The sequence below is a fragment of the Lacrimispora sanguinis genome, from assembly GCF_044987295.1.
In the GTDB taxonomy this organism is placed as follows: Bacteria; Bacillota; Clostridia; order Lachnospirales; family Lachnospiraceae; genus Lacrimispora; species Lacrimispora celerecrescens_B.
Genome location: NZ_CP173277.1, coordinates 3,903,206 through 3,922,418, shown reverse-complemented (window position 1 = coordinate 3,922,418; position 19,213 = coordinate 3,903,206). Strand labels below are relative to the sequence as shown.

Genomic DNA, 19,213 nt, shown 5'->3' with positions numbered 1-19,213 from the left:
CTATTTTTTTTACAAATGCTAATATAGTAGAATAATCCCTTGACCTCATGCCATAATTAAGAATGACAGGAGGTTATTTTAATGAAAAGCTTTTACGGATACATGAGGGTCTCCTCATTGGAGCAAAATACGGAACGGCAGAAAGTAGAACTTCTGCGCTGGGGGATTATTGACAAGAACATATTCTGCGATAAATTGTCGGGAAAAGATTTTAACAGACCCCAATATCAAAAGTTAAAGAGAAAATTGAAAGAAGGAGATGTTCTTGTTGTTAAAAGCATTGACCGTCTGGGAAGAAATTACGATGACATACAGGAAGAATGGCGGGAAATCGTAAAAACAAAAAAAGCTGATATTGTGATCCTGGATATGCCCATTCTGGACACAAGAACAAATAAAGATCTGATCGGCACCCTGATCTCTGACATTGTCCTGCAGCTTCTTTCTTATGTGGCACAGGCGGAGCGTGAAAACATTAAACAACGTCAGGCGGAGGGAATTGCCCTTGCAAAAGCACAGGGAAAGCATCTGGGGCGCTTTCCCAGCCCAATTCCCCAGGAATTTTACCCGGTCTACGAAAAATGGCAGAAACGCATCTATACCCTGGAAACCGCCAGCAATGAGTTAGGTATCACAGTCAGCCAGTTCCGGACAATGATTAAAAAACACAAATCAAAAACAACGCCCCTGTAAACCATAATCCTATATAACATAAAGCAGGCAGAACCGTTTATTTTCATCAACGATCCTGCCTGGTAAGACAAACACAGATTTTATTTTATATATGCTTAGTGGCAATAGGAACCAATCTCACTTCAAAAACAAACTCCTCTTCATTGAAACGGTATTGGTTCAAAAGATCCGGTCCGCAGCTTGCGGAACCGATGCCATCCTGGCGGTAATCCAGGCAAAGAACCGTGAATCCCGATGGTGTCAGTTCATAATTATGGGCCCTTTCCGTCAATTCTTCCTGGGTATAAACCGATGCCTGAAAGGAAAATGCCTGTTTTGAAACTGCCGAGAGGGAGGCTCCTCCGCCATTTATCGTTACAAAATCACAATCGCTTCTGCTTCCGTTCTCCTGAGGCCTTAAATAGTCCTCATGCATTTCCTTTACCGTGGCGGTAAATAATCCATGATAGCTAGCCCTTCTCTTATCCATATAATTTTCTACTGGACCCAGGCCATAATAAGTCACCTGATCCATGGTCTTTGGAAGGAAAAGGCGAAGGCCGAACCTTGGAAGCTCCGGGAATTCCATATCCTTTTTTACATGAAGCTTTCCATCTAAAACCCCATCTTTTCCTATGGTCCACAAGGCTTCAATCATCAAAATCCTCTGGATCACAGCCGCAGTGACAGACAGTACAGTCCTTATTTCCACCCGCCCATCCTTTACCTCGCAAGAGGTTTCATAAGCTCTGGAAATGGCCCGGTCATAATGAGCCGCCATCCACTTATTCTTTATATATCTGTCATTATCCGTAGGTGCTCTCCAGATGTTATACTCCATGGGACGCTCCAGAAGGGTTCTGTTCTCAAACGCCATATCCTCAAAGCAGCCGGTCAGCTTGTTGTAGGTATAAGCAAAATTTGTTCCGTCTATAAAAAGGTAACGGTCATCCTCGCAGACTGCAAGGTGCCCATGCTCCCCCTCTTTTGATTCCTCTTCCCCTAACAGACAAACCCCGGTCTGATTTCTCATATCTTCATTTTCAAGGAGTATTTCATCAAAGCCTAAAAGGCTTCCTGCCTTTAAAAGGGCGGTATTCTGCTTTAATAAATACTGAATCTTCAGATAACATTTTCCCTTTGGTGGAACCTCAAGGTCCAGAATCAGGCTGCCTTTTCCATGAGGCTTTATTTCGGGTAAATCCCCATCACCAAGGATGCCTCTACCGGTGATTGCTCCGTCACAAGTCACCTCATACTCAATCACCACATAATCCCTCAGTTCGATAAAATCCATGCGGTTTTGAAGCACCAGTTCCTTCTTTTTCTGGTCAAAGGAAAGCAGCCTTGCCGGGCGGTAAACATTTTTAAATTCCATTAACCCGGTGTGGGGCCTTCTGTCCGGGTATACAAGACCATCCATGCAGAAGTTTCCGTCATGAGGATATTCGCCATGATCTCCTCCATAAAGGTACATGGGTTTTCCAGCCAAGGTCCTTCCCTGATAGATGGCATGATCACACCACTCCCATACAAAACCGCCGCAGACCTGGTCATACTGGTCAAAGACTTGAAAATAATCTTCCAGATCGCCAGGTCCATTGCCCATGGCATGGCTGTACTCACATAGGATAAAAGGCTTTCCTGCATTTCTTCCAATGTATTCATGAATATCTTCCAGCTTCGGATACATGCGGCTGTATAAATCCAGATTGGAAAAATCATAGGTCTTGCTGTGGTCACGGTAACGAGCTGATTCATAATGGGTGAGCCTGGAGGGATCAAAGGCTTTGGTCCAGGCCAAAGCTGCTTCAAAGGTGCAGCCATAGGCGCATTCATTTCCCATGGACCAGATCACAACGCTTGGGCGGTTCTTATCCCGTTGCACCAGAAGCTGCGTGCGGTCAACCGTGGCCTTGGTAAACTCCGGATTATCTGCAATGGCCCGGTTCCAGCGGCCATGTATCGCCTCTATGGAATGGTCTTCCATGTAGATACTATTTGTTCCGTGACTTTCATTATCAGCCTCATCAATGACATAGAAGCCGTACTCATCACACAGCTGGTAGAACTGTGGTCCATCAGGATAATGACTGGTGCGGATAGCATTGACATTATGCTCCTTCATGAGCCTTAAATCTTTTTTCATTTGTTCCAGGCTGATAACAAAGCCTGTCACTGGATCACTGTCATGGCGGTTGACTCCATGGAATTTAATCTTTTCCCCGTTAAAATAAACCACTCCATCCTTTATGGTGATTTCCCGAATTCCCAGACGGTCCACGATCACCTCATTCTGGCATTCCAGAACAATGGTATAAAGATAGGGCTGCTCTGCATTCCAGAGCACCGGATTTTCTATGGTCAAATGAAGCTTGCCATCTTGCGGGAATCCTTCCTGGCTGGCTACCAGTTTTCCATTGGTATCATATACCAGCGCCTTTATCGGAACCTCTTTCCCAAAAAAGGTGATCGCTGCCTGGATATGAGCCAGGTTCTCTTGCTGTATGGTTGTGAAAAAATAATCAAAGATTCCCTCTTCCGGTCTCTTTAAAAGATATACATCCCGGAAAATGCCTGTCATGCGGAATTTGTCCTGATCTTCTAAATAGCTTCCGTCGCACCATTTTAAGACAAGAACAGCAAGGGTATTTTCCCCCTCACGAATCAGTCCTGTCACATCAAATTCACTGGTGGAATGGGAAACCTGGCTGTATCCCACATAGCTTCCGTTCAGCCACACATAGAAGCAGGAATCCACGCCTTCAAAGTTTAAGTAAGTCCTGGGAGCATTTTCGTCCCTTTCATAGATAAAATGCCGGACATAAGCCCCGCATGGATTTTCAGACGGAACATAAGGCGGGTCCATGGGGAAGGGGTAGCGGACATTGGTATACTGGTGCTTGTCATATCCATAGTTCTGGAAACAGCCCGGAACAGGGATATCGTCATAATTTCCCGTATCATAGCCTTCTTTAAAAAATTCCTCTTTCACATCATAAATACTATCATAATAACGGAACTTCCACATCCCGTTTAAAAGCTTAAAACGGTCGGAATTTTCCCTGTGCTCCACCAGATCAAACCGCGCCTGGGAAGCCGGAACGTAGTAGGCTCTGTTTGGCATGGTATTTTCATGAAGCAAGTGGAGATTTTCATAATGTTTGGGTACGATCATGGTTGATTCCTCCTTCTTTTCTTACCATTTATTATAAAATTAACGGTAAGAAAATCCATATCACCAATTAAACAAACTATGCACAAAATGATACTGTTAGTTTTTCGACTTCCCTTTAGTACTACCATTTATTATCTTTCGCTTGACTTCCTTGTAATACCATGTTACACTGAGTCAGTATTTTAAATAAAGTTTTGATTTCGCATATATTTGTAAGTCATTATTCTATTGATGATTTACAAGTATATGCGATTTTTGATTTTAGGAAAATACAAAATTTAATTAAGGAGGTATCTTTCATGAAAAAAGGTACAGTAAAATGGTTTAATGCACAAAAAGGATTCGGTTTTATTTGCGATGAAGAGGGTAACGATATATTCGTTCATTTCTCCGGTCTTGCTATGGAAGGTTATAAATCTTTAGAAGATGGCCAGTCAGTCACCTTTGAAACAACCAACGGCAATCGTGGCCTTCAGGCTGTTAATGTTCACATCGCATAATCAATCTCACACCGCATTAATTACCCACATCTAGCCTATCCATTTTCTTCAAATACCAAATTGATAAAGTGAATATGTACCAAAAATCTGTATATTAAAAAGTCAGAGCAATGTTTAATTATTACAGCTAAGTCAGCGGGGTTTATTTTAATATTCCCTGCTGGCTCAACCTAAAATATCTATTTATTATCTTATGATATTTACCTATCAAAAAAATCTTTCACCCCCATCTCCCTCTGCATACAAAACTCTCAATATTTATCAAAGGGTTCCTCCTCTTATTCGGAATAACATCCCATATACAAATATAATAACAAAATTATCATTGAACTTTTAGTCAATAACATATAAACTGTACACGAAAGCATTAACAAGTGAAACTTGAGATTCACTCGCGCACCTCGGGCTCACGTTATAGTCATACTCAAACGACATTGTCCCATTGTCTTCCCATAAATAAAAAAGGAGACTACCTATGTACACCAATACAGGTTATATGAACCTGACAGACGATGAGCTGGAGGACAGCTCTGTTCCTCTAAAGGTAAACTGCTGCGGCGTCTACCGCCTGATTACTCACCCCGTCATGTCCACCATACGGCCATTCGGACGTCCTGATTACCAGATTTTATACATTGCATCAGGAAAGGCATGTTTTTCCTTCCAAAATGAGACCGTAGAAGTCCCTGCCGGAAATATGGTGCTCTATAAACCTGGCGAACCCCAGAAATACGCCTATTACCTTGAAGATAAGCCAGAGGTATACTGGCTGCATTTTACAGGCAAAGAAGCCGGAGAACTCACCATACAGGCAGGCTTTGATGAAAGCCGAATCTTATACACCGGTGTATCTTCCAAATACCAGGAATTATTTCTTACCATAATCCGCGAACTCCAGCTTCCCCGACCATGTTTTGTGGAACTGGCGACCCTCCACCTCATGCAGCTTTTCCTGCTTGTTAAGCGGCAAAGGGAAGAAGGAGGTTTTCAAAAAACGGAAATTCAGAAAGAAATGGAAAAAGCGGTCCATTATTTTCATGAAAACTTATCTACGGATATTGAAATAGACCATTATGCGAAAAAGCTCCATATGAGCACCTGCTGGTTTATCCGTAGCTTTAAGCAGTATGCAGGAATGCCTCCACGCAGGTACTTAACCTCCATCCGGGTGAAAAAGGCTAAAGAGCTGCTTGAAAGTACGGACTACGGCATCGGTGAAATCGGCAGCATCGTCGGCTATGACAATCCCTTATATTTTAGCCGCATATTCAAAAAAACAACCGGTACTTCTCCCGCAGAATACAGAAAAGCAGCAAGGTGAGCTTCCCTCCCCTGCTGCTTTTTTTATCTTCCCACCAGACGATAAGTCTGTCGGTATTCCTTTGGTGTTATTCCCATATATCTCTTAAAAATCCTTCTGAAATAATCCACATCCTGATATCCGCACTGGTAGGCAATTTCATTTCCAGTCTGGTTTGTCTCAATGAGCATTCTGCACGCTTTATTAAGCCGTGCCTCGTGGATCCCCTCCGTAAGAGTTTTCCCATAAACCGCATTGTATACGCGTCCTAAGTAATCCGGGCTGCAATCCAGCTTATCGGCCAGTATGGAAGAGGATAAAGGCTCTTCAAAATGATTTCTGATATACTGTCCCGCCTGATTTGCCAAAAGCACCTTCTGCCCGTTCACTTCCATTGGAGAAAGGGAGTCACTGAGCTCGCACAGCAACTCTAAAAGCACCAGATTTAAGATGGTCCGGTCCCCCCTGCAAACATTCTGCCGCTTAATGAAACGGCGGAAAAGTTCCTCAAACTGCTCCGGTTTCCTGATCCGGATGAGCTGAGGCAGGGACATAATATCACGTCCGATCCTCACAGCCTCTTCTTCTAGATGAAAATGAAGCCAGTAAAAATTTAAATCTTCCTCAAACTCTCTTGTTCCCCAATGATGCCTTCCAGGAAAAAGGATCAGTGCTTCCCCTTCCTCCACGTTATATGTTATATCCTCTTCCGCAATCCCCAGAATCCCGGAATTTACATAGATGATCTCAAAGGAATCCATGACCCGATCCGCATGGCGTCCCTTTCCTTGGGTCACCAGATATCCTGCATTTAACGCTCTCACCGGAAGTACGGCCTTTAAATTTAAATAATGTTCCATAATTCCCTCCTGTCACCCCGGTCGGAATCCTCCAGTTTTTCGCTTCTTTTTCCTCTTGTATCCCTTCCATTATGCTGGCAATATAGAGAGAGGAAAAACAAACCTTTAAAAACAGAATATCAGATATCTAACAAAAAGAAAAGGGGATTGTGGCAGTTATGCCACGGAAGTTCAATGATTGAAGCTGTATTACTCTTAAAAGAAAAAGTGTCCCGCACCTATTTTAGCGGAACCACGATGACAGAAGCAGATTTTTCCAAAGGCAGAAGACTCTTTATAGCTGAAGGGTGCTGTGCCAACGGAATCGTTACACTGACCACCGGAGCATTCCTCTCCGGCTATGCCAATTCACTGGGAGCCACGGATTCCATAAACGGGATCATCGGTTCCATCCCGGTCCTTCTCTGTACTCTTCAGATGTTTTCCTCCATCCTTTTGGAAAGCCTCTGCCGGAAAAAATGCCTGATTTCCAGTTTTTCGTTTATTCACAGGCTTCTTCTGGCTTCGGTCTTTTTTGTGCCCCTGTTTATAAAAAATCCCGGGCTCCGCCTGGCAGCGGCAATCGGTATTTATGGAACTGCCCATTTTTTTGGAGCCTTTATCGGAACCGGGACCGGGAACTGGATTCTGCAGCTTGTTCCCCAGCATATGAGAGGAAACTATCTGGGGACAAAAGATTCCTTTGCTTTTGCCTTTTCCACCATCTTAAGCCTTATCATGGGCTGGGTCATGGACCGGTTCCGCAGCTTTTCCATGGAACAGACCGGATTTTTAGTGGTAGGGACCGTAGTCTTTTTCGTCGCCTGTATGGACTTCTGGTGCCTCTCCTCGATCAGTGAACCGGAAAGCCTTCCCCACCGCCAAAAGCTCCAGGATGCATTATGGAAGCCATTGGCCGACAGAGAATACAGGAAGGTCATGCTCACCTATATGTTCTGGAACCTGGCTCTTCAGATAGCAGGCCCATTTTTCAGCGTATACATGGTTACAGGACTTAAGTTAGATTATACATACATTACCTTTTTGGGCCTCATTTCCTCAACCGTCCGGGTTTTGGCTGCCTGGCTTTGGGGGCGTCTGGCCGATGCTACTTCCTGGCTTTTGGCAGCCCGCTGTTCCATGGGAATGCTGGGACTTGTCCATGCCAGCTGGCTTTTCATGACTCCGGAAACCTGTTATACCCTTCAGCCAATTTTGCAGGCATTGTCCGGCGCTGCCTGGGGAGGCATTGCCATATCCGTCTTTAACCTTCAGTATCACTATGCCCCAACGGAGAAACGAGTGCTATATGTAAGCGCCAATTCCTCCTATGCAGGGCTTTGCGGCTTTCTTTCCACCCTGCTTGGGGCCTCTCTTCTTAGGGTTTTCCCTTCCCTGGAAATAGGGGGACTTCCCATAACCGGAATGCAGCTGCTCTTCCTTCTTTCCGGGATCCTGATCCTTGGATGCGTTCTTTACATGGGAAGACTCCGATCTGTCTCCATTTAAATCCGACGGTCTTTGCAGGACTCCCGGATTATCAGCTCCGGTTTTAAGATCCGCTCCACTCTGCTTTCTTCATCGGGAATATTGTTCATCTTTTCTATAAGAAGCTCCGCCGCCATAGCCCCCAGACGTTCCTGGGGGTGGGCGATGGTGGTTAGCTTCACAATCCCATTTTCTGCAATAAAGGAATTGTCATAGCCAGTTACAGAGATATCCTCAGGTACGGAAAGTCCGTACTTTTCAATTGTTTTCATAATCTCGAAGGCAATCTGGTCATTGTAGCATACGATTCCGTCAATGGACACTCCTTCTTCCAGCTTAAGCCTTAACACACCAGATGGCTTAGACGACCGGTCCTCCGTATGGAACCAGACAACCATATCCGGATCATACGAAAATCCTGCCTCCTGCAGGGCTTTTACATAGCCTTTGTGCCGGTCCCTTCCCTGGCTGTCATCGGCCTTGAATATTCCCAAAATGCACTGATGTCCTAATTCAATCAGATGCTTTGTCACCAGATACCCACCCATACAATCGTCCATCAGGATATAAGGTTTGCTCATCATATGGGCATAACAACCCTGAATGAATACATAGGGGATCTGATAAAAATCCAGCTTCTCATAAAGCCCCTTATGACCGCACATGATCTCACTTTTGCTTGGCTCTATGATGAGCCCGTCAACGTCCTTTTCAAGGATTTCTTCCAGACATCTGCTTTCCTTAAGCCTGCTGTTCCCCGTATTTTTCAGTATAATGCTATACCCCTTTGCCGTTAGCACACTGTCGATTCCCTGGATCAGCCGCGGAAAAATGTAATCCGACAAATAGGTGGTGATGACTGCAATATTTCCAGATCCCTTTTTTCCTCCCGCCTTTTTGGAAACAAAGGTTCCCCGGCCATGCTCTGCCGTAATAAACCCTTCCTGCTCCAGAATGGAAAGTGCTTTTCTCACCGTATGGCGGCTTACATGACAGGATGCCGACAGTTCATTTTCCGAAGGCAGCCGGTCACCAGGCTTTCGCTTACCTGAAATAATATCCTTTTTCAGTTCTTCCATCAACAGATAATACTTTGCTTTTCCGCTGTCCTCCGCCATATTGGGCTCCTTATGATTCTTTAGTCTGGCCGTAATATGCATTCGGCCCATGCTTGCGCATAAAATGTTTATCCTGCATAAACTGGGGTGCCGGTAAGACCGAAGGATTCAACTGTTCGGTCATAAGGTTCATCCTGGCGATTTCCTCTAGTACAACGGCATTGTGGACCGCATTTGCCGCATCGGTCCCCCAGGTAAAGGGCCCATGATTTTTGCACAAAACTGCAGGAACATGCATGGGATTCCTATCCTTAAAGGTTTCGATGATCACGGCTCCCGTATTCTTCTCATACCCGTCCCGAGTCTCTTTCTCCGTGAGATTTCTGGCACAGGGAATCTCCCCGTAGAAGTAATCTGCGTGGGTGGTTCCATAGCAGGGAAGGGGCCTCCCTGCCTGGGCCCAGGCTGTAGCAATGGGTGAATGAGTATGAACGATCCCACCTATTTCCTTAAATGCCTTATAGAGCTCCAGATGGGTGGCAGTATCGGAGGAGGGCCGTAATTTCCCCTCTACCTGATTTCCGTCAAGATCCATAACCACCATATCCTCAGGCTTCAGCTCTTCATAATCCACCCCGCTGGGCTTAATTACGAAAAGCCCCTGATCCCGGTCTATGCCGCTGACATTTCCCCAGGTATAAGTGATAAGCCCCCTTTTGGGCAATTCCATGTTTGCCTCGTATACAATCCTTTTCAGTTCTTCCAGCATCCCAACTTCCTCCTTTTTGCTTTCCGTACTATTTCAAGTTGTCTACCGCAGACCTCTCTATGGAAAGTCCACTTCTGTACCGTTCCATAAAGGCCCGGAAGCCTGCTTCATCCTCCGGGTCAGGCTCCAGCCTGGTTCCCCTGTCATCCTTAAATACTTTTTCAGCCAGGTAATGATCCAGAGATTCCCCCTCCTCCTTTTGAAGCATGTAGGAGGCCAAAAGTGCAGCTCCCCAGGCCCCTCCTTCACCAGCTGTTTCCATGACAGAAACCGGAACACCTATTGCGGCGGCCATGATCCTCTGCCCCACTTCTTTCGTCTTAAAAAGCCCTCCATGGCCTAAAAGCACATTAAGCCGGACCCCTTCCTCAAAGAGGATATCCATTCCCATTTTTAATGCTCCCAAAGCGGTATAAAGATGGACTCTCATAAAGTTTGCAAGATTAAACCGGCTTTCCGGCGTCCGGACAAACAAAGGCCTTCCTTCTTCGAAATGGGTAATATGCTCTCCGGACAAGTAGCCGTAGGAAAGCATGCCTCCCCCATCTTTGTCTCCTTCCAGAGCCTTCTGGTAAAGAGTGGAAAACAGGGTATTCTTATCGACTTTCATTCCCATTGTAACCGCAAATTCCTCAAAAAGGGAAACCCAGGCATTTAAATCCGAGGTGCAGTTATTACAGTGAACCATTGCTACCGCATCACCGGCAGGAGTGGTGACTATATCGATTTCCGGATAGACTCTGGAAAGCTCCTTTTCCAGCACCACCATGGCGAACACACTGGTACCTGCGGATACATTGCCGGTTCTTCTTGCCACACTGTTGGTAGCTGTCATCCCCGTCCCAGCATCACCTTCCGGCGGACAAAGAGGAATTCCAGACTTTAAATTCCCACTGTCATCAAGAAGCCGTGCCCCTTCCTCGGTCAGAGTCCCAGCCCTCTCTCCTGCCGTCAGCACTCTTGGCATAATATCCCGAAGCTTCCAGGGGAACTGCCGGGGTGCAACCAGCTCATCAAACTGCTCCATCATACGCTTATGAAAATCCTTTGCGGCGCAGTCTACAGGAAACATCCCTGCACAGTCTCCGATGCCAAGGACCCGTTCACCCGTCAGCTTCCAGTGGACATAGCCTTCTAAGGTAACCAGGTAATCAATTTGCGGCACATGTTCTTCCTGGTTAAGGATTGCCTGATATAGATGGGCAACGCTCCACCTCTGGGGAATTTGGAAGGAAAACAGCTTTGTCAGCTTTTCCGAAGCCTCTTCTGTCATGGTATTTCTCCAGGTCCTAAAAGGCACCAGCAGCTCCCCTTCTTTGTCAAATGCCATATACCCATGCATCATGGCAGAAAAACAGATGGCCCCGATGGTGGTAAGAGTCTCCCCATACCGCTCTTTCACCTCCTCTGCCATGTTTCTATAACTTTCCCTTACTCCATCCCAGATATCCGGAATGGAATAGGTCCAGACGCCGTCTACATACTGGTTTTCCCAGTCATGACTGCCCGAAGCAATGGGATTATGTTCTTCATCTACCAGTACGGCCTTAATTCGTGTGGAGCCAAGCTCTATTCCCAGAGCGGTTCTCCCTTCCCGGATCGCAGCTGCTATTTGTTTTTCCATCATTTGAACCCCCTCCTGTATGATGTCCGCCCCTTACCTTCCTAAAGGACAGTCCTTGTTATTTAATTAACGAAACGATATGGAATTCCATCTCAACTCATTTTTCAAATCCCTGATGGTAGTTTTTTCATCAATGAAAACGGCTTCAATTCCCATGGCTTCCGCCCAGTCCCCCATCTGTTCTGCTGTCAGATCATAAGTAAAGGCCGTATGGTGAGCACCTCCGGCTAAAATCCAACTCTCCGCTCCTGTGGTAAGGTTTGGCTCAGGTGTCCAGAACGCAGTGGCGACCGGAAGCTTTGGCATAGGCTTTTCCGTCTTTTTACAGTTTACGGTGTTGATAATCAAGCGAAAACGGCTGCCCAGATCGATTAGAGATGTTGCGATTCCTTTCCCCTCCTTCGCCGTAAATACAAGGCGTGCAGGGGCTTCCCTCTCTCCCATGGAAAGCGGATTTACCCTGATTCCTACCGTTCCATCCGCAATGGTAGGGCAAACCTCCAGCATATGGGCCTGTAAGATCCCTTCTTTGCCGGGAACCAGGTTGTAGGTGTAATCCTCCATAAAGGAAGTTCCCTTTGCATCCTTTGCCCCTTCTGTCATGATCTTCATCAGTCGCACCATAGCAGCTGTCTTCCAGTCTCCTTCCGCCCCGAAGCCATAGCCCTTTTCCATCAGGCGCTGGATGGCAAGACCGGGAAGCTGTTTTAAAGAGCCCAAATCCCCAAAATGAGTGACTATCGCCTGGTAATCCTTATCCTTTAAAAACCGCTCAAAGCCCAGCTCGATCTGAGCCTGGACCGCCACATGGGCCTTAAACTCCGCATGGTCCATGCCTTCCGTTAAAATTTCGTATCTGCTATAGTACTCCTCTACGAGGGAAGAAATATCACCTGCTGCCACGTCCTTTACATAATCCGCAATTTCATTGACAGGATAGGCATCGATCTCCCAACCGAATTTCATCTGGGCTTCCACCTTATCCCCTTCGGTAACCGCCACGTTTCTCATATTGTCCGCAACCCGGACCACGCGAATATGGCTGCTTTCCATGATTCCCACTGCGGTCCGCATCCAGGAACCGATCCGTCTCTGGACTTCTTCCTCATCCCAATGACCTGCGATCACCTTTCTCGGAATCCCCATTCTGGTAACCATATGCCCGAATTCTCGGTCGCCGTGGGCGGACTGGTTCTCATTCATGAAATCCATATCAATGGTATCATAGGGAATCTCCCTGTTAAACTGGGTGTGCAAATGAAGCAAAGGCTTCCGATACTCCTGAAGCCCTAAAATCCAGGACTTAGCAGGAGAAAAGGTATGCATCCAGGTAATCACACCGGCGCAGGACTCATCGCTGTTAGCCTCATGAAACAGCCTGCGTATGGAGGTATTATCAATCAGGACTGGTTTTAAAATCACCTCATAAGGAAGAGCTCCGGATGCATTCAGCCTTTCCGTAATGATCCCGGAATGCTCCGCCACATTCCTTAAGCATTCCTCACCGTAAAGATCCTGAGAACCTGTTGCAAACCAAAATTTATATTCTTTTTTCACCATGTTTTAATACCCCTCTCCTCTATTATTTTCCAAGTCGAATCACATTCCATGACGCCTTGTGCAAAGTGCTTGTCATGATATATCCATCTAATGCAGACTGGCTGGTCTGCTTTGGAGCAACCCGTTCGCAAAATGGCCCGTTCTCAGCCTTTAAATCATCGTTTTCTAAAACCACGTGCTCCAGGACCCGGTATCCTTCAAAACTCCTCACATCCACAGTCATTTCTGCATCCTTTTTTAAATCCCTGTTCACCGCAAAAATAGTCACCTCATGAAGTTCCTCATTATATACGGATACCGCTTCTACCGCAGTCACGTCTTCATGGCCAGACGTGTCGAATTTCGGCGAACTGAAGACCGGAACAAGGGCCGTTCCCCGTCCATATTGGGAAGCATGCATGAATGGATAAAAAATTGTTTGTCTCCATGCCTTTCCGCCTTTGGCTTCCGTCATAATCGGCGCGATCACGTTTACAAGCTGGGCCAGACATGCCATCTTCACCCGGTCTGCGTGCTTTAAAAGAGTGATAAGCATAAGACCTACCAAAAGAGCATCTTCAAAGTTGTAAATGTCCTCCAGCATAGGAGGCGCAACCTGCCAGGGGTGGTTTTTCGTGATGTCATCATCTGCCGCATTGGAGTGATACCATACATTCCATTCATCAAAGCTGATTTTAATGTCCTTTTTACTCCTCTTTTGGGCCTTTACAAAATCGCAGGTAGCAATGACGGTGCGGATAAACTGATCCATATCATCGGAGGAAGCAAGAAAATCCTGGCTGTCCCCCTTTTGGTTCCCATAGTACTGGTGCATGGATATGTAATCCACATAGTCATAAGCATGTTTAAGGGTCACTGCCTCCCAGTCTGGGAACGTGGGTATGGTTAAGTATGAACTTCCGCAGGCAACCAGCTCAATGTCAGGGTCAATGATCTTCATAGCCCTTGCCGTCTCTTCTGCCAGACGCCCGTACTCCTCCATGGTCTTATGCCCGATCTGCCATGTGCCATCCATCTCATTTCCCAGGCACCAGGTCTTTATGTTGTGAGGCTCCTTATAACCGTGGCTAATCCTTAGATCACTGTATTTGCTGTTGCCGGGATGATTGCAGTATTCCAGCAGATTGCATGCATCCGCAATTCCTCTGGTTCCTAAGTTTACCGCCATCATTACATCAGAGCCTGCACTTCTGGCCCATTTGGTAAATTCATTTAGACCGACCTTATTCTCTTCCAAACTACGCCAGGCCAGATCCAGACGCCTGGGACGTTCATTGAACGGCCCAACGCTGTCCTCCCAGTTAAAGCTAGATACAAAGTTGCCTCCAGGATACCGGATGATAGGAACATTTAATTCCCGGATCAGTTCCTTCACATCATTCCGGAAGCCATCTTCATCAGCAGATCCATGTTCCGGACAGTAAATCCCATCGTACACAGCCCGCCCCAGATGTTCTATAAAGGACCCATAGATCCTTTCATCGACCTGTGCAATTGGATACTCCCTGTCAATTACCATTTTTACTTTGTGATACTCCATTGATATAATCCCGCCCTCCTGTCTTATACCAGACATGTTATTTTCCAAGTACCTTTTTATAAGAGTGACAAAATATCCTCTAACTATAATCTATTACTTGTACGCACCATTGCACAAGTTGTTTTTATAGATTTTACCACAAGAAGGCAGGTTTTACAAAAATATTCCTCAAGCGCCCGGGGAGAGAACGCACAAGGAAGGCATGTGTTCTTTCTGGATTTCTATATTTTTTCCACAACCCCTTCAATAAACGAAGAGAAAATGCACAATTTTATTTTTAAAATTTATGAATGTTTGTTGACACTTTTTCAGAAAAATGAGTTATATTAATAAATGTAACCCCCCCCAATACATTATATAGTTTTTGCTACACCCCATAAGAAACGAAATACCTTCTCCGAAAAAGGACCAGCTTCCCCAGCTGGTCCTTTTCATTTTCTTTTATTCTACTGTTTACTTTTTATTTCGTCGTTGTTTTAGAATCTTATCAAACGCTTCTTCTGCTCCTTCTGCTTTTAAACGCCGCCTTCTCTCTTCTCTTCGGAGAGCAATCTCTCTGGCCTCTTTCTTTTTCTTATAAATGAAAAATCCGGTTCCGCCGCCTGCCAGTCCAAGAAAAGCAGCAATTCCTGCTATCGTAAGCACTCTGCTTCCCTTATTATCAGGTGATTTTTTATTGCCGCCTGAATTTGTTTCTGATTCCACAGGTTTTGCATCTGTGGAACCCTGTTCTGATTCCTGGCTCGTTGGTTCCGGGGCCTTCTTTTCCATTAAGTAGGCCTGGCCCACCTTTCTGTCATTGTAAGTATATTGGATCATGGCAACCGCACCTTTTGGGCTTCCTTTCGGAAGCTCTGTTACAAGAGTCTTATCCGCCTGGGAGAACTCGCCTCCCTTAGGAAGGGTTATGACGCTGTCCGGTTCCAATTCCAGATCAGAGGGTTTATAAGATGTCCCATTAATTTCTACAGGTTCTTCCCCTGATATATAGTTGGTTTCATTCCCTGTGACAGGGAAGTTTTCAAAACGGCTGAAGCCGAATTCCAAAAGTGTTTTACTATCGATAAAATATTGCTTTGGGCTTCCTTTTAAAATAACAGAAATAAGCCTTTTTCCATCCTGCTCCCCGTAGGTCACAACAGTATTTCCGGCCTTAATTAGATATCCAGTCTTTCCAGCCACTGCTGAGGGGCAATAAAATTCACTCTTTGTATCCTTGGTCTTTACCAGACGGTGCTCGTTATATATGGTAAGCCCCTCCGGATTATTGTTAGTGGGAGGGATATTATGGCTGATTGCAGAGCTGATTTCCACAAGCTTTTTATTGCTGTAAGCAGCCTTTGCTATGAGCGCCATATCATAGGCAGTCACATACTGGCTGTCTCCATTAAGTCCCGACGGGTTGTCAAAATGGCTTTCTGTACAGCCAAGGCTCTGTATCTTTTCATTCATCATGGTTACAAATCCATCTCTGCTGCCGGCCACATGCTCCGCAAGAGCATTGGCTGCCTGGTTGCAGGAATGGAGGATCAAAGAATAGAGGCAGTCTTCTACCGAAAGCTTGTCACCTGTATCCACATTTAATTTATTTCCGCTGCCATCTTCCACATTATAAACGGCATCCTTTGAAAAAGTCACCATGTCGTCAAGGTTTGCGTTCTCCAAAACAAGAAGAGCAGTCAAAATTTTCGTTATGCTGGCCGGCGGGTAAGGAGCATGGATATTCTGGCCAAATATGACGGCACCTGAATCCCCGTCTATTACGATCCCGGCTTCCGCCTGGATGCCCGTATCAGACGGCCAGTCCGGTTTCGCATATACAGTCATTAGAAACAGCTGGCTGACCAATATGCAGCTAATCAGTACTTTTATATTTCGATTCACGTATCATCCTCCTGACATGAAATAAGCCTTAAAGCCGCATTCAGATTATTATACGGTTTTAAGGCATTATATTACTTCGCATAGTTTAAATCTGCCCCGAGATTTTTTAACTTTAAGCATCTTTCTGACCTTAGACTGATCTGAAAAAGGGCATTTATATTATAATACATCAATTCTTTACTATATTCAAGAAAAACATTTAAAACTATATTGTCTTTGTTTGCTCTTTCCTATACTGTGAGGGCGTAATGATCGCGAAACAGAATTTGTAATCGAGTCAGATCAAGGGTTGAAATATGATACCTTGGAAAACAGCTGCTATCGATTTGAATTAAATGCAGGCGAAGATATGCTTCTGTTAAAGGATTCCAGATAACTTTGAGTCTCACATAATTAACAAAAAATGCCCTAATCCCGTAAGAATAAAAACTTCTACGGTTTTAGGGCATTATCTTATTTTGCGTAATCTGTAACTCTGGACTCCCGGATCACGTTGACCTTGATCTGTCCCGGGTATTCCAGAGATTCTTCAATCTTCTTGGAAATATCACGGGCTAAAAGAATCATATCATCATCGTTGATTTGCTCCGGAACTACCATAATCCGAACTTCGCGTCCTGCCTGAATGGCAAAGGACTTGTCCACTCCCTTAAAGGAATTGGTGATATCTTCTAACTGTTTTAATCTGTTTGTATATGTCTCCAGAGTCTCTCTTCTTGCTCCAGGTCTTGCGGCAGATATGGTATCTGCTGCCTGGACAATGCAAGCGATAAGGCTCTGTGGTTCAACATCGCCATGATGTGATTCCACAGTGTTCAGCACGATTGCAGATTCCTTATATTTCTTACACAACTCCACACCCAGCTGAATATGAGAACCTTCCATCTCATGGTCAACGGCTTTTCCGATGTCATGTAGTAAACCGGCACGTTTGGCCATGCGGATATCAAGGCCGATCTCTCCTGCTAATAGCCCCGATAATTGGGCTACCTCAATGGAATGCTTTAAGGCATTCTGACCGTAGCTTGTTCTGTATCTCAGTTTGCCAAGCAATCTGATGAGTTCCGGATGAAGTCCGTGAATGCCCACTTCAAGAGCAGCGGCTTCTCCTTCCTCACGCATATTGGTTTCTACCTCTTTTTGTGCCTTTTCTACCATTTCTTCAATTCTGGCCGGATGAATACGTCCATCCACAATAAGGCGTTCCAACGCGATTCTGGCTACTTCTCTACGAACCGGATCGAATCCGGATAATACAACTGCCTCAGGGGTGTCATCAATAATGAGTTCCACGCCCGTAAGGGTCTCTAACGTACGGATGTTGCGGCCTTCTCTTCCGATGATTCTTCCTTTCATCTCATCGTTAGGTAGCTGCACAACAGAAACAGTAGTTTCTGCTACATGGTCCGCAGCACATCTTTGAATGGCTGTAACCACGTATTCCCTCGCCTTTTTCTCGGCTTCTTCTTTTGCTTTGTTGTCAAGTTCCTTAATTAATTTCGCAGTGTCATGTTTAACATCATCTTCAACAGATTTTAAAAGATACTCTTTTGCCTGTTCGGAGGTAAGTCCGGAAATTTTTTCCAGTTCCTGAATGCCTTTTTCATAGAGAGATTCCACTTCGGCATTTCTCTTATTCAGGGCGTCCTCTCGAGCAGCCAGACCTGCTTCTCGTTTTTCCATAACCTCGGACTTCTTGTCCAGGTTTTCTTCCTTGCTTAGTACTCTTCTTTCATAACGTTGAAGCTCAGCTCTTCTTTCCCTGGTTTCCTTCTCCAGTTCATTCTTAGTCTTTAAAGACTCTTCTTTTGCCTCAAGGAGAGCTTCGCGCTTCTTTGTCTCAGCGGTCTTTAATGCTTCATCTATTATTTCCCGGGATTTTTCTTCTGCAGTGCCAATCTTGCTCTCGTAAGCGTTCTTACGATACGTGATGGCAGCAGACCAGGCAATAAAAGCAACTACTACTGATACTACAATTGCAATCAATATAGCCATGAATACTGATACTGACACAGGAGCACCTCCTTATTAGATTTTCATTGTACAACAATACAACACTACAATTTTAAACTGTTTTATACATTATGTCAAGTATTTCGCCTGTGTTTCAGGTATACTTATACACATTTTCCTTGTTGTCAATCCTCACTATAAAAGCCGCCTAAAACATGACTTATTGCATCATAGGAAAAACCGCGTCTACCCAGGGCGGCCATCACTTTTCCTCGTTCCTTAAAGTCCATTTCCTCCGCCTTTATGCACTTTTTTTTCAGATAGGCTAGTATCTGGGCTTCTTCATCCACAGGCTGTTCACTTAGGATCTCCTGGATCACCTCTTTGTCCAGCCCTTTTTTCTGCAGCTCGTACTGAATCTGCCTTTGACTTTTCCGTTCCGAATTGAATTCTACGTATCTGCGGCCATAGTTCTCATCATCAATAAAATGATGCTCTTTTAAAAATTCTATGGCGTAATCGGCAGCCTCTTTCGGATACCCTCCGTCCTTTAATTTCCGTCTCAGTTCCTGTTCTGTCTTATCTGAGGATTTCAGAAGAAAAAGGACCCTTTCCCTGGCCCTTTTAAACAAAACCTCCCGTAGGATCTCCTCATAAGTCTCTTCGGAAATCGGCTTTCCTTCCTCAATTCCAAATTTTCTAAGTTCCCCTCGATAAAGGACAAGAGTAAAGTCTTCATCCAGAATGACTTTACTCCTGCGTTTATCAACGGGCACGATTTCCATAACTATCATATATGCCCCTTATTTTAATTATTCACCCGGTGCCCATGAGTCCGCCGGCCAAGA

The 19,213-nt window shown here is 45.2% G+C and carries 14 protein-coding genes; 4 read left to right on the top strand and 10 right to left on the bottom strand.

Annotated features, from left to right (window positions below):
• Positions 1-81: 81 nt before the first annotated feature.
• Complete coding sequence (locus ACHZES_RS18175) at positions 82-693, top strand: recombinase family protein (RefSeq protein ID WP_395549061.1); 612 nt, start codon at positions 82-84, stop codon at positions 691-693.
• Positions 694-778: 85 nt separating this feature from the next.
• Here the strand turns inward: ACHZES_RS18175 and ACHZES_RS18170 are convergent, their stop codons facing one another.
• Positions 779-3,850, bottom strand: coding sequence for a glycoside hydrolase family 2 TIM barrel-domain containing protein (locus tag ACHZES_RS18170; protein ID WP_395549062.1), 3,072 nt, complete (start codon positions 3,848-3,850; stop codon positions 779-781).
• Between the two features lie 299 nt (positions 3,851-4,149).
• On the opposite strand from ACHZES_RS18170, the gene ACHZES_RS18165 reads away from it, so the two are divergent.
• Entirely contained in the window at positions 4,150-4,350 is a 201-nt protein-coding gene (locus ACHZES_RS18165) for a cold-shock protein (RefSeq protein WP_038277793.1), read from the top strand.
• A 475-nt stretch (positions 4,351-4,825) separates the two neighbouring features.
• Complete coding sequence (locus tag ACHZES_RS18160) at positions 4,826-5,671, top strand: AraC family transcriptional regulator (protein WP_154525543.1); 846 nt, start codon at positions 4,826-4,828, stop codon at positions 5,669-5,671.
• Positions 5,672-5,694: 23 nt separating this feature from the next.
• On the opposite strand, the gene ACHZES_RS18155 is transcribed toward ACHZES_RS18160, so the two are convergent.
• Positions 5,695-6,510 carry an AraC family transcriptional regulator gene (locus ACHZES_RS18155; RefSeq protein WP_038277788.1) on the bottom strand — a complete coding sequence of 272 codons (816 nt, stop codon included), beginning with the start codon at positions 6,508-6,510 and terminating at the stop codon, positions 5,695-5,697.
• A 174-nt stretch (positions 6,511-6,684) separates the two neighbouring features.
• Between ACHZES_RS18155 and ACHZES_RS18150 the strand changes: the two genes are divergently transcribed.
• Complete coding sequence (locus ACHZES_RS18150) at positions 6,685-7,998, top strand: MFS transporter (protein WP_051835009.1); 1,314 nt, start codon at positions 6,685-6,687, stop codon at positions 7,996-7,998.
• On the opposite strand, the gene ACHZES_RS18145 is transcribed toward ACHZES_RS18150, so the two are convergent.
• The 8 genes from ACHZES_RS18145 to ACHZES_RS18110 form a co-directional block, all read right to left on the bottom strand.
• Complete coding sequence (locus ACHZES_RS18145; protein ID WP_395549063.1) at positions 7,995-9,095, bottom strand: GntR family transcriptional regulator; 1,101 nt, start codon at positions 9,093-9,095, stop codon at positions 7,995-7,997. The genes ACHZES_RS18150 and ACHZES_RS18145 overlap by 4 nt on opposite strands.
• Positions 9,096-9,105: 10 nt before the next feature.
• Positions 9,106-9,804 carry an L-ribulose-5-phosphate 4-epimerase gene (locus ACHZES_RS18140; protein WP_038277784.1) on the bottom strand — a complete coding sequence of 233 codons (699 nt, stop codon included), beginning with the start codon at positions 9,802-9,804 and terminating at the stop codon, positions 9,106-9,108.
• 28 nt (positions 9,805-9,832) lie between these two features.
• Positions 9,833-11,431: a xylulokinase gene (locus ACHZES_RS18135; RefSeq protein ID WP_395549064.1), complete on the bottom strand. Its 1,599-nt coding sequence runs from the start codon at positions 11,429-11,431 to the stop codon at positions 9,833-9,835.
• A gap of 63 nt (positions 11,432-11,494) precedes the next feature.
• Entirely contained in the window at positions 11,495-12,988 is a 1,494-nt protein-coding gene (gene araA, locus ACHZES_RS18130; protein ID WP_395549065.1) for an L-arabinose isomerase, read from the bottom strand.
• Positions 12,989-13,010: 22 nt separating this feature from the next.
• Positions 13,011-14,528 carry an alpha-N-arabinofuranosidase gene (locus ACHZES_RS18125; protein WP_395549066.1) on the bottom strand — a complete coding sequence of 506 codons (1,518 nt, stop codon included), beginning with the start codon at positions 14,526-14,528 and terminating at the stop codon, positions 13,011-13,013.
• Positions 14,529-14,981: 453 nt separating this feature from the next.
• Positions 14,982-16,412: a D-alanyl-D-alanine carboxypeptidase family protein gene (locus tag ACHZES_RS18120; RefSeq protein ID WP_038277778.1), complete on the bottom strand. Its 1,431-nt coding sequence runs from the start codon at positions 16,410-16,412 to the stop codon at positions 14,982-14,984.
• A 453-nt stretch (positions 16,413-16,865) separates the two neighbouring features.
• Positions 16,866-18,407, bottom strand: coding sequence for a ribonuclease Y (gene rny, locus ACHZES_RS18115; RefSeq protein WP_154525613.1), 1,542 nt, complete (start codon positions 18,405-18,407; stop codon positions 16,866-16,868).
• A 143-nt stretch (positions 18,408-18,550) separates the two neighbouring features.
• Complete coding sequence (locus tag ACHZES_RS18110; RefSeq protein ID WP_038277774.1) at positions 18,551-19,159, bottom strand: regulatory protein RecX; 609 nt, start codon at positions 19,157-19,159, stop codon at positions 18,551-18,553.
• Between the last annotated feature and the right edge of the window lie 54 nt (positions 19,160-19,213).

Excerpts from the sequence above, each read along its gene's own strand:
- ACHZES_RS18165 (WP_038277793.1), top strand. The coding sequence starts at position 4,150 with ATGAAAAAAGGTACAGTAAAATGGTTTAATGCACAAAAAGGATTCGGT.
- ACHZES_RS18175 (WP_395549061.1), top strand. The coding sequence starts at position 82 with ATGAAAAGCTTTTACGGATACATGAGGGTCTCCTCATTGGAGCAAAAT.
- ACHZES_RS18160 (WP_154525543.1), top strand. The coding sequence starts at position 4,826 with ATGTACACCAATACAGGTTATATGAACCTGACAGACGATGAGCTGGAG.
- ACHZES_RS18170 (WP_395549062.1), bottom strand. The coding sequence starts at position 3,850 with ATGATCGTACCCAAACATTATGAAAATCTCCACTTGCTTCATGAAAAT.
- rny (WP_154525613.1), bottom strand. The coding sequence starts at position 18,407 with ATGGCTATATTGATTGCAATTGTAGTATCAGTAGTAGTTGCTTTTATT.
- ACHZES_RS18145 (WP_395549063.1), bottom strand. The coding sequence starts at position 9,095 with ATGGCGGAGGACAGCGGAAAAGCAAAGTATTATCTGTTGATGGAAGAA.
- ACHZES_RS18150 (WP_051835009.1), top strand. The coding sequence starts at position 6,685 with ATGATTGAAGCTGTATTACTCTTAAAAGAAAAAGTGTCCCGCACCTAT.
- ACHZES_RS18125 (WP_395549066.1), bottom strand. The coding sequence starts at position 14,528 with ATGGAGTATCACAAAGTAAAAATGGTAATTGACAGGGAGTATCCAATT.
- araA (WP_395549065.1), bottom strand. The coding sequence starts at position 12,988 with ATGGTGAAAAAAGAATATAAATTTTGGTTTGCAACAGGTTCTCAGGAT.
- ACHZES_RS18110 (WP_038277774.1), bottom strand. The coding sequence starts at position 19,159 with ATGATAGTTATGGAAATCGTGCCCGTTGATAAACGCAGGAGTAAAGTC.
- ACHZES_RS18140 (WP_038277784.1), bottom strand. The coding sequence starts at position 9,804 with ATGCTGGAAGAACTGAAAAGGATTGTATACGAGGCAAACATGGAATTG.
- ACHZES_RS18155 (WP_038277788.1), bottom strand. The coding sequence starts at position 6,510 with ATGGAACATTATTTAAATTTAAAGGCCGTACTTCCGGTGAGAGCGTTA.
- ACHZES_RS18135 (WP_395549064.1), bottom strand. The coding sequence starts at position 11,431 with ATGATGGAAAAACAAATAGCAGCTGCGATCCGGGAAGGGAGAACCGCT.